Source organism: Siphonobacter aquaeclarae, from assembly GCF_900103285.1.
Lineage (GTDB): Bacteria > Bacteroidota > Bacteroidia > Cytophagales > Spirosomataceae > Siphonobacter > Siphonobacter aquaeclarae.
Genome location: NZ_FNGS01000008.1, coordinates 39,804 through 53,748, shown reverse-complemented (window position 1 = coordinate 53,748; position 13,945 = coordinate 39,804). Strand labels below are relative to the sequence as shown.

Sequence of the window (13,945 nt, the reverse complement as noted above, 5' to 3'; positions counted from 1 at the left end):
TCAACAGAGCCAACGCCCAGCTCTTTGAACAGGACTTTCCAGTATTCCGAAATAGCCGGGTTATTGATTTTGGAGGACGCGGTAGGTTCGAACGGCAGCACCATGCGGATACTGGCCTTTGGCAGGTTCGGGTACTTGCCGAGGATCGTCTTCGCATCAGATTTGGCCCACAGTTCCGCTTCAGTTGAAGAAGCAGGCGGTGTCCGGTGAAAATCCCGGCGACCGGCTTCTTTCATGCTTTCCACCATATCCGAAAAGAAATAGGCTTTCACGCTGTATCCCTCGCTGACTTTCTGATTGATGGCGTCGAGACTGGCCCGGATATCCGTTTGCTGATTGCTTTTGGAATCGTTCGGGATTTCGAGCTGATCGACAATCTGTTTCGCGAAACCGGTACGCTCCTTCTGAAGAGACAGATCATAGGTGGTTTTCGCGGCTTCGATGTCGGTAGGACTCATGCCTTCGGTACTACCCATTTCCGAATGGGCGGTGAGCTCCAGGGCTTTGCCTTTCGCGGTATTTTCATGAAGGAGCCATACCTCGACTTCGTCACCTGCATTTTGAATACCCGATTGGACGAGTTCGTTGATCGCCTTCGTGTATTTCTGCGTCACAAATGCCTTATTGGCATTGACGCTAAGCGATTTATCCAGGAAAACCAGCGTACTGGCATGTACGGCTGAAGCTGTTTCGGTTGCTGGCGTTTCCGTTTGGGCTTGCTGGCTATCCTGCCCTCCGCAGGCCCAGAGAAGAACGGGAAAAAGAAGAAAATACCTTTTCATGGTGATGGTGCGGACGCATTCCTGTCCGGAAAATATGTACGAGAAAAACGCCAAATCGGTGCTGATCAGGCAAAGAGAACGGCCAGCAGTGCCAGCACCGCGGGAAGCCCCTGTTTGATAAAGATCGAACGGGAAACCGTCATCCATCCGTATAATCCGGCGACGATCACACATCCCAGAAAAAAGCAGGCCACGTTTTTCGACCAGGCCGGATCCTGAATGAGCAACGACCAGATCAGACCAGCCGACAGAAACCCGTTGTACAGCCCCTGATTGGCGGCAAGCGCTTTGGTCGGCTCGAAAAGCTCCGCCGGGAAGCCCCGGAATGTTGCTTTGCCCTTTGTGGTCCAGGCAAACATTTCGATCCAGAGGATATACAGGTGTTCGACGGCCACAAGGCCTACCAGAATTTTCGGAAGAAGGGACATGGGTAGTCGGCTTGGAATTGCCTCCGAATTAGCAACTATTTTTTACCTTCCGGGAAGGTTTCGTAAAAAAAATTACCCCGGGGGGCAACCCTCGCCCTCCTTCCGGCATATATACCGATGAAACCCGGCCTGCATGGACAAGGAACTACTCGACGCTTTACGGAAACAGAACCCGTTCGCCCAGAAACGGGTGTACGACCAGTATGTGCGCCGGATGTTCCGGGTATGCCGCCGGTACCTGGCCTCGGACGAGGAGGCACAGGACGCCCTCATGACCGGGTTCGTGAAGTTTTTCCGGCATGCAGACCGGATCGAGGTACCCGGAGGCCACACACTGGAGCCATATCTCCGGAAAGTCATGGTCAACGAGTGTCTCCAGCTTCTCCGGAAACAGCGCGTCACTTTTGTGTCCATCGATCATTTGCCCGAGGGAGAAGAACCCTTCGAGCCGCCTGGTGAAAACTGGCAGGCAGAAGAATTATACCAGCTTGTCCTGAGCCTGCCCGACGGATACCGGACCATTTTCAACCTCTATGCGCTGGAAGGGTACAGTCACCGGGAAATTGCCGACAAGCTGAACATTACCGAGAGTACCTCGAAAACCCAGTTGCACAAGGCACGTCTTTGGTTACAGAAAAAACTCAGCGGAACAGACTATGGAAGAACCTATCGATAAGTGGCTGAACGAACGGCTGGAAGACCTTCCGGAAACCGTTCCGTTTGATCCCGAAGCGCTCTGGAAATCCGTGCAGCAGGCGCAGAAAGCGCCCCGGAAACGCCGCTGGACAGTACCGGCCGCCGCCGCGCTGGTCATCCTCGCCGGTCTTGTTACCGCATCCCTGTTCCATGACACGCCGCAGGCAAATCACGTAGCCGCAACCCCGCCTGCAAAAGCTGCTCCGGCGCCCGAAGTACCTGTCGCGGTGACGCCTCAGGTACCTTTGCTCACGCATTCGCCGGCTCCTTCCCGGAAACCGGCTATCAAAACCAGGCCGTCCGTTACGGAGCCGGTCGCCATTCACCCTGCGGAGGAAAAGCCCGCCGACATCCCTCAGGCGGAGGTTGTTCCGTTACCCGATGTCGCGGTGGCCGTGCCTGCCCCTGCATCTCCGGCGGTCGTTGCCCAACCGACAACGAAGCCGGGTACTGCAAAAGCCTCCCGCCCCCGTTTCCGTATTTCTCACATCAATGACCTGCGGGAAGAAGAAGAGACCCGGGCGAAAGTATACAAATCCGAATCCTTCGTCCGGATGGGTATCTCCGAAGTTTCGCCGGGTCCTGCTCCCAGCCTTTCCACTCGAAACAAACAATTCTGATGACACAACGCGTATGGTGGCTTGTCCTGCTCCTTTTGCTGAGCGGGGCCGGGCCTGTACTGTCCCAGGGGCCGAATCTGCCCAAGCAATACCGGCTCAACAACCAGATTCTCCTGAAACTGGAAAAAGGAAGTATGCTGGGTATCAACTATGAACGGTACGAGGACTTGCTCCGCCACAAAAACATCGACTCTGTCCTTCACCTTTTTGTGCAGGATTATGACAAGATCCGGGATACGACCCGGCCGCTCGACGGGCGGCGGGTTACCTTCCACGTTAACCGGCATCTGCGGAATATTCAGGTAGAGTTTTTCCCGCAGAAGTCCGACTATTTCGGGTTTCGGGAAGGAGACGACCAGCCCGTTCAGCTAAAAACGGGCACGGATACCCTGCTGATTCCGGGGTGGTCGGACAACGAGGCTTCCCGCCGGCGCATCGGTTACTATCTGATCCTCAACAACATCGACCAGGTACGGCAGTACCTTTCGGAGGGAGGGTTCAATACCCGTATCGATTCGGCACAGGCGGAGATTATCCGGTTCAAAAAACATCCCCTGACCAAAGACCGGGTCTCGTATCGCCTGGAAATGACAGGGCGAAAGGCGGAATTTTCCCGGTTGCATTCGCAAACAGCCGGCTTTCTGTCCATACAGCCACGGGTAGAGGCCGGTTTGGTCCGGCACCGGCTGGTACCTTCTCTGGTATTCGATGTCCAGGTAGTTCCGAACAGCTTCCATCGCCTGGGCTATTCCATCGGAATACGGTCTGACTTTTTCTTCCGGGAACGACCGGAGGGGGGGTATACCACCGAACGCAATGACTTTCTCAACTTCGGTCTGCATATCTATAAGAAGGAAAGCGGTGAAAAGCGGGCCAATTTCAACAAACTTTTTACCAGCCTGTATGTGGGTATTCCGATCCGGCGGCGGGGAGATTATTACGACAGCAATACCATCCGCATCGGAGGCACAGCCTATACGAAAGGCCTCGTCCGGATTCAGCCGGAACTGTATATGAATGGCTTTTTCCGGAATGTTTTTCCGGGAGTACGGGTGGGTTTCGGGCTGTAGGCAATACACGGTAGACGGTGTGTTTATTCACTTTCTTTTAACCATCCCTTACGAAGTCCGGCTGGTAATCAATAGCCGATAGAGATCCAGATAATCTTCAGCTGTCTTCCCCCAACTGAACTGTTCAGACCAGCTTTTGATTTCACGGCTGTTGTCTTTCGTCTGTATTTTTTCCAACGTTAGAGAAGCCATATCACTCACCTCGTCAGTCTCAAAACCCCGGAAGTAATGCGCGTGTGGTCCACCGATCTCCGGCAGAGAGGTAGCTGTCGACAAAAGCACATTCTTTCCAAAATGCATCGCCTCTATGACAGGCAGGCCAAATCCCTCTGCCAGCGAAGGGAAACAAAATAACTCGCAGTGCTGCAAAAGCCAGTATTTTTCCTCCTCAGTCACCGGGCCGATAATGCGGGTTCTATCTTTGACACCTAATCGTTTGGCTTCTTCCCATATTTTGTTGCGATATGCTTCGTTATCAGCCACACCAACAATGAGTAGGTCATAATCATTGTTGACGAGAGCCGCGGGCAACACGTGAAAATTTTTCTTAGGGACAACCGTACCAATACTTAGCAAAAACGGCCGGTCAACTCCAAAACGAGGTTTCCTTGGAATGATACTTTCCTGGATATTGCATCCGTTATAAACAACGTCAACCCGACGCCCGCTCAGATCGAGATAATCCATCATCTCTTTCCGGACATAGTTTGAGATCGTAACGATGGCATCTGAATAGTCTATCTTCTTCTGAAGACTGTCCAGGTATTTCTTCTTTTTCCGTTCAGACGTGAATTCGTGAAGAAAATTGAGATCATGAACAGTCAGAATTTTCTTCGCTCGGCTTTGAAAAGGGAAGTAATGTGTATTTTGATAGGTTGAGTGCCAAATATCGACAGGAATCGACAAGCGGAACTTGTGTAGAATATTCTGTCGGCGAGTCTCTGCATCTCCGAAAACCCCAGTTAGACCTCGTGGAACAAAATACTCAACGATTTCGCTCGCTCTTTTCTTCTTCTGCAACGCTTTTCCCAATTGCAGACAAAAGTGATAAAGCCCTGTATGAGGATATTTCATCCGCTCGCAATCGAGCAGAATCCTCGTGTTTTGGTTGTTCATTTCAAGACAGGTGGTACTATAGAATGGTAATATTCGAAACCGGCTGCAACCAGATTTCCAGACTAATTAACGCTGGCTGGCAGGCGCTCATTTCATTCATACTCCAGATTTGAGCTGGCGCCGAAGATCCTGCGACTGGATGGCGCATTGAAACAGCTAATAACTAAGATAGTTGGAATACGAAGAAACGTCTGGAACCACGCCGCCCTGAGGAGTTTTCCGGATCGCCCAAATCTCATACCAGAATCTATTAGTTTAGCTTTCGTACGTGGATTCATAAAGGCCTATAGCGTTTTGGGATGCACGGAGACTGCCTGCGGCAAAACCTCCGTAAAGACAAATCTCATGTACTTTTGGTTGGAAGTCAATCGAAAAGGTAATTGTTTTTCATATACGTATAAACAAAAACCCCGGCTGTTGCCGGGGTTTTTGTTTGATTGATTCTGCTCTGTGTCAGGGGTTAGCTGCCGCCGGAGCGTTCTTGAGGGAGTTGATCCACGCCGCAATTTTGAGAGCATCTCCGCGCGGAACCTGGGGCATCGGGGCCATCGGAGTGGCGTATCCCGGCCAGTTTTCCGGCTTCGGATTGTAGATCAGGTCCACGATTTTCTCGTTGGAATAGTTACGCTTCGCTACGTCGCGGTACGCCGGACCAACCTGGCGCTTGTCTGCGTTATGGCAGGCGAGGCAGGTATACTTCGTCAGAAGGGGCTTTATTTCCTCAAACGACAGTACTTTGGTCGCTGCCTTGGCGCCGCCTTTGGCAGGGGCTTCCTTCGCAGGCGTAACCGGCTTTTTGGTCGTCGCTTCGGCTGTGGCTGAGGACTTCGTGCTTACGCCGCTGAGCGACAGCTTCTCCCCGGCGGGGATGTTGTTCAGCGTATAGTAGGCGTTGGTATGCACGAGGCTGAACTTGCTGTTCTTTTCGCGGATGCCGTCGAGCGTCAGCTGGTGAATGTAGTACTGGCGCAGGCCGTCTACGATGATGCGGGCCTTCAGCCCGTCTTCCGATACTTTCACACCCTTCACGGCATTATTGACTTCATTGATAGTCGGGCTGCCATACGTAGAGTGATACTTATAAATGAAGCTCTTGACCTTGTAGCTGGCGAGGTCTTCGGCGCTGGCGCGATCAATCGGCTGGGTAAACTCGATTTCGAATCCGTCGGGTTGTGCCCGGACCGTCTTCATTTCGAAAGGAGTTTTACCCGTCCAGACCAGACGCTGAAGTCCTTCGTTCGCTTCTCCGGCAGAACCCCAACCGCGGTTGGTTTCACCTACAAAGAGGGAGTTGTCTTTCGCAAAAGCCATCCGGAGTACCCCTGACTGGAAGCCGGAACGGAAATCGAAGGCTACGCCCTGGAATTCGCCGTTGACTTTTTCGAGGGATACGCGCATGATTTTCGACTGACCCTGATCGCCTACGAGCATCTGGCCGGCAAACGGACCGAATGCTCCGTGGGTATCGTCGCTGATGATTTCAGAGTTTGAAATACCCAGGACGCCGTGGGGCAGCCATACTGCGGGTAATTGAATTTCCGGGAATTTCTTTTTGGCTTCGAAGAGGAGCAGCGGGTTTTTGTCCGTCGCGTCGTTTTCGGGTTTGATGGCCCGGCCGTTTGCGTCACGCTTCCGGCGCTCGTCGAACGTTTTGTAGAATTCTTCCTGGGTAAGTTTGACGGGAGAGTTCGGAAGACCGGTCCAGCGCAGACCTGCCGGGTGACCGACAAAAGCGCCTTTCTTCACGTGCCATACCCCGCCTGAACCCATCCAGTCACCCTGGTTGTCGGTGTAGAACAGTTCACCGTCAATCATACCAAGTCCGCACGGAGAGCGCATACCGGTAGCCCAGGGCTCCATTTTACCGTCCGGAGAGATCTTCATGACCCAGCCGCGGTAAGGTACCTTGCTTTCTCCTCTCCACCACTCTTCGTCGCCGAAGGCCACGTTAGCACTGACGAAGAAGCTGCCGTCCGGCGCAATCTTCGGGCCAAAGCTGTACTCGTGGTAGTGGCCGGATACGGGCCAGGCAAAAACGGTTTCATACTTATCGGCCTTGCCGTCTCCGTTGGTATCGGTCAGCTTGGTCAGCTCGCCGCGCTGGGCGCAGTAGAACGAACCGTCTTTCCAGACCAGACCCAGAATTTCGTGCAGACCGCTGGCAAATTTCCGGAAAAACGGCCGGGGGCTGGTCGGGTTTTCGATCACCCAAACTTCGCCGCGGCGGGTAGAAACGGCCATGTCGCCATTCGGAACGGAAGCCACGCCACCGATTTCCAGGATAATGCCTTCGGGGGAACTTACTTTGACAATTTTATAGAGATCACTCTCCGCCGGTGAGCTGTCCTGCGCATAGGCAGACGTCGCCAGAGCCAGGCTGAGGAGTGCGGTTTTAAAAACGTGTTTCATCGCATCAGAACTATTTCCGAATAAGAAGAAGCCGCTGATTTTCGCTTGTTCTTACTCCTGTTGTGTGAAAATCAGAACAGTACTTCGTATTTGATTTTGCCTTCGCTCACGGGAAGGATCAGCTCCTGGCGGTCGCCGGATTTGCGCAGCTTCGCACCGGTAGCCCGGACGTAGTAGCTTTTTCCGTCAACGGCATAGAGTCCCGGCTGAAGCTCGGTAATATCCTTGCCGGCCGCTACCAGGTGATAGAGGTTGGCGGCGGGTTTCTTCACCGTGATTTCGCGGACGAGGTACTTGTTGCCTTCTGCGGGACGAATCACATCCTGTACGTCTCCGCCAAAATAGACATAGCGGAACGTCGGGAGACCGGCTTCGTCAACGTCGTATCCTTTCGGCACAAAGTTGCCGCCTTCTGCGGGAGCCGTTTCCGTCCAGGCCTGATCAGGAGAGCTGAGGACAGCAAAAGCGGGGGAATCGTTCAGGGCAACGACCAGACCGCGCGGACGGGAAGAACCGTCGCCGCGGTCGTGCCACATCGGAGTAGCGTCGAGGAATTCGCCTCTCCATACCTGCGCCAGAGCGCCGTTATCGAGATCGAAGGTATAGTGAATGCCTTCCGGAGAACCTACCTGAACCGCGTGCACGATACGCTTGACACGCTTGCCGTCCCGGAAGTAATCCATGAAGCTGCGGGTAATCGTGTTTTCGCGGGCGTCGATCAGGATGGGATCGGTAGCCGGCGGCGTCAGCATGGAAGCCGGAGCGGTGAGCGTCGTCCGACGGAAGCCGGGGCCTTCCACTTCAACACCCAGTGCCGGGCGTACCCATTCATCACGCTTTACATACGCGATTTCGACGGAAGCTTCACCGGCGGGAAGGGTCACCTTACCTGTCCGGTATCCGCCGGGCTGGTTCCAGCTTTCCTTTACTACTTCCTGTCCGTTGACCTTGAGGCGTGCCGTTCCACCCTGTGAAAGGAAGAACTGGTAGTCGCCGGCAGTCGGAACATTCAGTTTCGCGGTGTAGACCACACCGAAATTGTTGGTCTGATTCGCAACATCCCAGGTTACTTCCTGGCCGTTGCCGCCGCCGGTAGACTTCAGCTTCGCGAAATCGGGGATTTTGGCGAAGTTATCCGCATCGGTCGGCTGGTATACCTTGTATTGAATACCGGTCAGGCTGGGCTGCTGGCCGGCATAGCTGCGGTACTTGATGTTGCGGAAGGCAACAGCTCCGTGATCGCCCTGGATCATGATGGGGCCGACAGCCGCTTCCTGCTCGGAAATCGGACCGCCGGTCGGGCCGGACAGCTCGACGTTTTCCTGAATCGTCACACCGTTGAGGACGATGCGGATTACTTTGGCATTCGCGATTTTCTTTCCGGATGCATCAAAACGCGGAGCCTGGAAGGAAATATCGAAGTGTTGCCAGAGGCCCGGAGCTTTTCCGGCATTGACGCGGGGAGCGTGTCCTTCGTACATGCGGCCGGAGGGCAGCTCGCGGCGCTTGTAGATTCCGCCGACGTCTCCGGTAGAGGGGGATTTGACGCCCCAGCTGTCGAGCAACTGCACTTCATACCGTCCCTGGAGGTAAAATCCGGAGTTGGAGTGGGTAGCCATCATGAAATCGAACTCAATGTCGAGATCACCGTGCTCAAAAGCGGTTTGAAGATTGGCCCGGTTTTTCGGGTCGGGTTGGTTGACGAGGATACCGGAACCGGCGCCTGTCGTCAGGACTTCTTTCTGATTGAGATCGGCGGAGACATCTCCGGCGATTTTCCAGTTGGCGGCACCGGTGGGGCGAAACGCACTCAGATCGGTCAACGGGACGGATTGCTGGGGGGTACCAAACTGTGCCGAAGCAACTCCGCTCAGCCCGGCCACGAGCCATCCGGCGGCCCACAGCCGAAGAAGAGGTTTTCTCATAGTTAAACGTCGAAATGTGAAATAGTTAGTAATCAGTACGCAAAACAACGGGAATAGAAGAAGATTTCCTCACACTAATACTGCATTCACCATAAATTCTTCCATATTATCCAACCTTAAGTACTATTTGTTTGGTTTCAGCCAAACCCGTACAAGTCAGAACATCTCCCGCCTCCATTTCCCGCTCGGTCAGCACGTCGTTGATCGTCATTTTGACGCGGCCCTCGAGGCACCGGGCCACACACGTGCTGCAACGCCCTCCCCGGCAGCTGTACGGCAGGTCGATGCCGGCCTTCAGCGCCGCGTCCAGCAGGTAGGTTCCTGCCGGTACGGTCAGCGAGCGGGTTTCTCCTTTATATAGTATCCGGACGTCGGCTTCAACTCCAAAACCGACAGGAATTTCCGGAGAAGGTGCAATTATGACGAAGTTCTCTTTCCGGATAGCGTCTGCCGGGAAGCCCATAAACAGCAAAACGATGCGCGCCATGCGCATGAAATCCTCCGGCCCGCAGAGGAAAAACCGCGGGTTTTCCTCCTGGATATAGGCAGCGGCGGCCTTTTCGAGCAGGGTATTGTTAAGCCGCCGGGGCGTTTGGGTGCCTGTTGTAAAAAAATACTCGACATCAAGCCGTCCCGGATACTGTGCTGCGAGGTCATCCAGATCCTTCTTAAAAATGGTTTCGCCCGGATGGTGACTGCTATACAGCAGGACGAGGCGCGGTCCGTCTGCCTGCGCAAGCGACGACTTGATAAGCGAAAAAATCGGGGTAATACCGCTACCGGCAGCAACGAATACGAGCAGGCCCGTGTCTTCGTCCGACAGGACAAACCGGCCGGCCGGTGGCAGCGCATACAGCAGGTCCCCTTCCTTCAGCGTATCGAGCATCCACCGGGAAATTTCTCCGTTAGCGACCCGCTTCACGGTGAAGTAAGGATAGGGGTCTGTCTCTGGCGCCGATCCCAGCGAGTACGACCGCCGGACTTCATGGCCCTGGTGCCGGAGGAGTAACGTCAGAAACTGCCCGGGCTGGTAGGACAAGGGTCGCCCGTCGGTTCGTTCGAGAAAAAAACTCTTGCTTTCGCGGGTTTCCGGACGGATTTCCCTTACCCGCAATTCGAGCACGTCACGCATGTTTGGCCTTTTTCATTCCGAAGGGACCTGTGTTACCAGAGAACCAACCGGAAAATGTCTGTATTTTTTAACTTTTGTTTCGTTTTTTAAATCAAACGATTGACTGAATAACGAAACCGTCTATCTTTGCTCGACTAAAAGCTACAAAACACGTACACGATTCAGCATATCCGTCAATCCAACCCATTTTAACCTTATTATTTTGTTTCAGAGCTGCCATCTACCTTTTCATCCCTCCGATCAAACGCTTCGTCAGAAATTGGTAGAGGGCTGGTCTTTTTCGGCGCAGCTTTGAAACGTGAAAGACAGGAAAAAGGTCTTTCGTTTGGCCGGGGCCGCCTCCGGCAGAACCGTCCAGGAGTTGTGCAATACTGAGGATCAGACCCCGAACCGTTCAACCCTGTTCACAGACCACTCTTCCAAAATCGTCAAGAAACTTTACGACTTGCGAAAGTTTCCGTAGTTTTGACCCCTGTGTCACTAACTGGCCGGGGAGTCATCCGCCGGCACCGGAAACGTCCATTGTGGAAATAAGCGAGCGCATATTACTCAGTGCAGAGGAATTGTTTTTTCGTTACGGGGTCAAATCCGTCACAATGGATGAGATTGCCCGGGAATTAGGGATTTCGAAAAAGACGATTTATCAGCACTTTCCGGATAAGGACGAACTGGTTTTTCAGGTGGTGGAAAAACGGATGGTGAAAAACCGGACGGACATGGTTTGCAGCGTCGGAGCGGGGAAAAACACCGTGGAGCGGGTTGTTCTCATGAACGAAGTCATGCGCCAGATGCTCTCCGTCGTCAATCCGGGCATTCTTTTTGAGATCAAGAAGTATTATCCGAGAGCCTGGCAGGTGTTTCAGAAGCACATGCAGGAGCACGTGCTCATCGACACGGTCGCGGACTTGCGGCAGGGCATTGCAGACGGGCTTTTCCGGTCCGAAATAAATGTCGACGTCATGGCGCGGCTACGGCTCAAGGAAATAGAGTTCGGATTTGACAACCAATGGTTTCCACCCAATGAATACAGTCTCGCACAGGTCCAGTATGAGTTCATGGACCATTTTCTCAGGGGCATTCTGACCGACGAAGGCCTCTCCGTTTACCTCAAACACTACCCTGCCTAAGGGGACAACCTATCGGACGTCCGGTGTCCGTGATCGCCGGCCTGTCTCGTTCAACTCAAAACGATTCCCATGAAAACACTCTACCTTTTCCGGTGGGGCGGCTTACTATGCAGTCTCATCGTGAGTTTTTCCCTTAAAAGCCATGCCCAGCAATCCTTCTCGCTGAAGGAAGCCGTTGATTACGGCGTAAAAAACAATCTGAATGTCAACAGTTCCCAGCTCGACCAGGCCATTGCCAAGGCCCGGATCGGCGAAATCAAAGCATCCGGCCTCCCGCAGGTGACGGTCGCGCTGGGACTCTCGCACACCATCAAACCCCAGCCCTTCTTTCTCCCTCCGGGATTGAGCTTCGGCGGTCCGGCTCCGGCCGATCCCGACGAAGAAACAGCCCTGTCTCTCGGCGGGGTTCGCTACTCTTCCAATGCCGTAGCGAACCTGAACTGGCTGTTGTTCAGCAACTCCTACCTCCTCGGCCTGAAAGCCGCGAAGGTTTATACGGAGCTGGCGGTGAAGAACGTCACGGCAAGCAAGATTACCGTGGCTGAAAACATCGCTAAAGCGTACTATGGCGTACTGGTGAACGAAGAGCGGCTTTCGCTGCTGGATGTGAACGTTTCCCGGCTTGACAGCCTCCTGCGCGAAACCCAGGTATCGAACAAGGAAGGCGTCGTCGAGAAACTGGACGTACAGCGTATTGAGGTACAACGGAACAACCTGGTTACGGAACGGCAGAACGTCATCCGGCTGCAGGAACTGGCCCTGATACTGCTCAAGTACCAGATGGGCTATCCGCTGAATCAGAACCTCGTTCTGACCGAAAAACTGGCCAAAATAGACCTGAACGAAAACACGATTCAGGATGTAAAGCGGCCCTTTACCTACGGAGACCGTATCGAATACTCCACGCTTCAGACGCAGCGGGTACTCCAGACGATCGATGTGGAAAACGTCCGGAAAAGCAATATGCCGACGCTGTCGCTGGCCGGAAACTTCGGCTACTTCAACGGTCGCCAGAGCATTGCCCGGTTTGTGACGCGGCCCTGGCTGGAAGCCGGATCGATCGGATTCAACATCAATGTACCGGTCTTCGATGGTTTCACACGGAAATACAAGCTGTCGCAATCGAGAAGTAACCTTCTGAAAGTAGAGAACAACATCAAGCTGCTGGAGCAAAGCATTGACATGCAGCTCAGCCAGGCGGAAATACAGCTCCGGAACTACTGGTTCACGCTTCAGGAACAGCGGAAAAACCTGGAACTGGCCGAAGAAGTAGTCCGCGTAACCCGCGTGAAGTACAAGGAAGGCGTCGGCGCCAACATCGAAGTGATTAATGCCGAGGCCAGCTTCCGCGAAGCGCAGACCAACTACTATACGGCGCTGTATAATGCCCTCGTGGCCAAAGTAGACCTCGACAAGGCAGCCGGCAAACTCTACTCGGAATAACCTTCCTCAACCAATCTTTCACTTCTTATTGAACTACTTCGGTATGAAAACCCAATACATCGTCCTGTTGACTCTCACCCTGGCAGCCTGCTCTCAGAAGAAAGAAGGAGGGCTCGACGGTAAAAAAGCGGAACTGGCCGAACTGCAAAAGCAGCAAGGCGAGCTGAACACCAAGATCCAGACGCTCGAGGCTGAGATTCTCAAACTCGATCCCAAGAAAGCGGAAGAAGCAAAAGTGAAGTCAGTGGCCGTGACGCCCCTGGCCGCTTCCACGTTCAAGCACCTGATTGAAGTACAGGGTACGGTCGACGCGAAAAACAACGTATCCGTCAGCCCGCAATCTTCCGGTGTAATCAAGGCCGTTTACGTGAAGGAAGGCGACGCGGTTGGCGTTGGTACCGTTCTCGCGAAACTGGACGACGATATCCTCCGCGAATCCATCGAAGAAACGAAAAACCAGCTTTCCCTGGCCAATACGCTGTACGACAAGCAGAAGCGCCTCTGGGATCAGCAGATCGGCACCGAAATTCAATACCTCCAGGCCAAGAATAACAAGGAATCCCTGGAAAAACGCATCGCGACGTTGCAGGTACAGCTCGGTCAGTCGAAAGTACTGGCGCCGATCGCCGGAACGGTAGATCAGGTCGACGGAAAAGTAGGCATGATGGCCTCCCCCGGCGTCGGTATTCTCCGGGTCATTAACCTCAGCAGCCTGAAAGTAGTGGCGAAGGTGGCCGATTCGTACGTTGCCAACGTTCGTCGCGGCGACGCGGTGACGATCCGTTTCCCGGACCTGCAGAAGGAAATCCAAGCGAAGGTATCGTTTGTCTCGACGGCGGTGGATCCCCTTTCACGGACGTTCACGATCGAAGCTCTTCTTCCGGCGTCGAAAGACCTGAAACCCAACATGCTGGCACAGGTTTTAATCAATGACGTGACGAAAAACAACGCGCTGATCATCGACCAGAACCTGATCCAGAATACGGAAAACGGACAGATCGTCTACGTAGCTGTTTCGGAAGGCAACAAGAAAGTAGCAAAGGCCCGCACGGTGAAGACCGGATTGAGCTACGCCGGTAAAATCGAAATCACCGAAGGGCTGAAGGCGGGTGATGAACTGATCACCATTGGATACCAGGAATTGACGGACGGGCAGCCTATCAGCTACTAGTCCTGTGCATCTGACCAAAAAGCCAT

Annotated in this window: 12 protein-coding genes; 6 read left to right on the top strand and 6 right to left on the bottom strand. The window is 53.7% G+C overall.

All coding sequences use genetic code 11. The features are described from left to right. Positions 1-782, bottom strand: a 782-nt coding sequence (locus BLR09_RS25580) for a hypothetical protein (protein ID WP_176785617.1), incomplete at its 3' end; no start/stop codon positions are given. Positions 783-847: 65 nt separating this feature from the next. Further along, positions 848-1,210: a DUF1304 domain-containing protein gene (locus BLR09_RS19670; RefSeq protein ID WP_093207038.1), complete on the bottom strand. Its 363-nt coding sequence runs from the start codon at positions 1,208-1,210 to the stop codon at positions 848-850. Positions 1,211-1,343: 133 nt separating this feature from the next. On the opposite strand from BLR09_RS19670, the gene BLR09_RS19665 reads away from it, so the two are divergent. From BLR09_RS19665 to BLR09_RS19655, 3 genes are read left to right on the top strand one after another with little or no spacing between them, the layout of a single operon-like run. Then, positions 1,344-1,886, top strand: coding sequence for an RNA polymerase sigma factor (locus BLR09_RS19665; RefSeq protein WP_093207036.1), 543 nt, complete (start codon positions 1,344-1,346; stop codon positions 1,884-1,886). Then, a complete protein-coding gene (locus tag BLR09_RS19660) occupies positions 1,867-2,526 on the top strand; it encodes a hypothetical protein (protein WP_093207033.1) in 660 nt (219 codons plus the stop codon). The genes BLR09_RS19665 and BLR09_RS19660 overlap by 20 nt, the downstream gene beginning before the upstream one ends. Then, entirely contained in the window at positions 2,526-3,596 is a 1,071-nt protein-coding gene (locus tag BLR09_RS19655) for a hypothetical protein (protein WP_093207031.1), read from the top strand. The genes BLR09_RS19660 and BLR09_RS19655 overlap by 1 nt, the downstream gene beginning before the upstream one ends. A gap of 48 nt (positions 3,597-3,644) precedes the next feature. Here BLR09_RS19655 and BLR09_RS19650 read toward each other — a convergent pair whose 3' ends face one another. From BLR09_RS19650 to BLR09_RS19635, 4 genes are all read right to left on the bottom strand, one after another. Further along, positions 3,645-4,712 (bottom strand): glycosyltransferase family 4 protein, encoded by a 1,068-nt coding sequence (locus BLR09_RS19650; protein WP_093207028.1) that lies wholly within the window; start codon positions 4,710-4,712, stop codon positions 3,645-3,647. A gap of 453 nt (positions 4,713-5,165) precedes the next feature. Next, complete coding sequence (locus BLR09_RS19645; RefSeq protein WP_093207026.1) at positions 5,166-7,121, bottom strand: DUF7133 domain-containing protein; 1,956 nt, start codon at positions 7,119-7,121, stop codon at positions 5,166-5,168. A 71-nt stretch (positions 7,122-7,192) separates the two neighbouring features. Further along, positions 7,193-9,046, bottom strand: a complete 1,854-nt coding sequence (locus BLR09_RS19640; RefSeq protein ID WP_093207023.1) for a 3-keto-alpha-glucoside-1,2-lyase-like domain-containing protein — start codon at positions 9,044-9,046, stop codon at positions 7,193-7,195. 106 nt (positions 9,047-9,152) lie between these two features. Then, the gene (locus BLR09_RS19635; RefSeq protein ID WP_093207021.1) at positions 9,153-10,178 is read right to left on the bottom strand and encodes a ferredoxin--NADP reductase; all 1,026 of its coding nucleotides are present in this window, start codon (positions 10,176-10,178) and stop codon (positions 9,153-9,155) included. Positions 10,179-10,702: 524 nt separating this feature from the next. On the opposite strand from BLR09_RS19635, the gene BLR09_RS19630 reads away from it, so the two are divergent. The 3 genes from BLR09_RS19630 to BLR09_RS19620 all read left to right on the top strand — a co-directional run bounded on the left by BLR09_RS19630 (position 10,703) and on the right by BLR09_RS19620 (position 13,919). After that, complete coding sequence (locus BLR09_RS19630; protein WP_262507506.1) at positions 10,703-11,305, top strand: TetR/AcrR family transcriptional regulator; 603 nt, start codon at positions 10,703-10,705, stop codon at positions 11,303-11,305. Between the two features lie 69 nt (positions 11,306-11,374). Then, complete coding sequence (locus BLR09_RS19625) at positions 11,375-12,748, top strand: TolC family protein (RefSeq protein ID WP_093207016.1); 1,374 nt, start codon at positions 11,375-11,377, stop codon at positions 12,746-12,748. A gap of 43 nt (positions 12,749-12,791) precedes the next feature. Beyond that, positions 12,792-13,919, top strand: coding sequence for an efflux RND transporter periplasmic adaptor subunit (locus BLR09_RS19620; protein ID WP_093207013.1), 1,128 nt, complete (start codon positions 12,792-12,794; stop codon positions 13,917-13,919). Positions 13,920-13,945: the final 26 nt, after the last annotated feature.

Bases quoted from the DNA above. Each gene is read 5' to 3' on its own strand.
- BLR09_RS19640 (WP_093207023.1), bottom strand. From the start codon at position 9,046: ATGAGAAAACCTCTTCTTCGGCTGTGGGCCGCCGGATGGCTCGTGGCC.
- BLR09_RS19665 (WP_093207036.1), top strand. From the start codon at position 1,344: ATGGACAAGGAACTACTCGACGCTTTACGGAAACAGAACCCGTTCGCC.
- BLR09_RS19620 (WP_093207013.1), top strand. From the start codon at position 12,792: ATGAAAACCCAATACATCGTCCTGTTGACTCTCACCCTGGCAGCCTGC.
- BLR09_RS19645 (WP_093207026.1), bottom strand. From the start codon at position 7,121: ATGAAACACGTTTTTAAAACCGCACTCCTCAGCCTGGCTCTGGCGACG.
- BLR09_RS19660 (WP_093207033.1), top strand. From the start codon at position 1,867: ATGGAAGAACCTATCGATAAGTGGCTGAACGAACGGCTGGAAGACCTT.
- BLR09_RS19670 (WP_093207038.1), bottom strand. From the start codon at position 1,210: ATGTCCCTTCTTCCGAAAATTCTGGTAGGCCTTGTGGCCGTCGAACAC.
- BLR09_RS19625 (WP_093207016.1), top strand. From the start codon at position 11,375: ATGAAAACACTCTACCTTTTCCGGTGGGGCGGCTTACTATGCAGTCTC.
- BLR09_RS19655 (WP_093207031.1), top strand. From the start codon at position 2,526: ATGACACAACGCGTATGGTGGCTTGTCCTGCTCCTTTTGCTGAGCGGG.
- BLR09_RS19635 (WP_093207021.1), bottom strand. From the start codon at position 10,178: ATGCGTGACGTGCTCGAATTGCGGGTAAGGGAAATCCGTCCGGAAACC.
- BLR09_RS19650 (WP_093207028.1), bottom strand. From the start codon at position 4,712: ATGAACAACCAAAACACGAGGATTCTGCTCGATTGCGAGCGGATGAAA.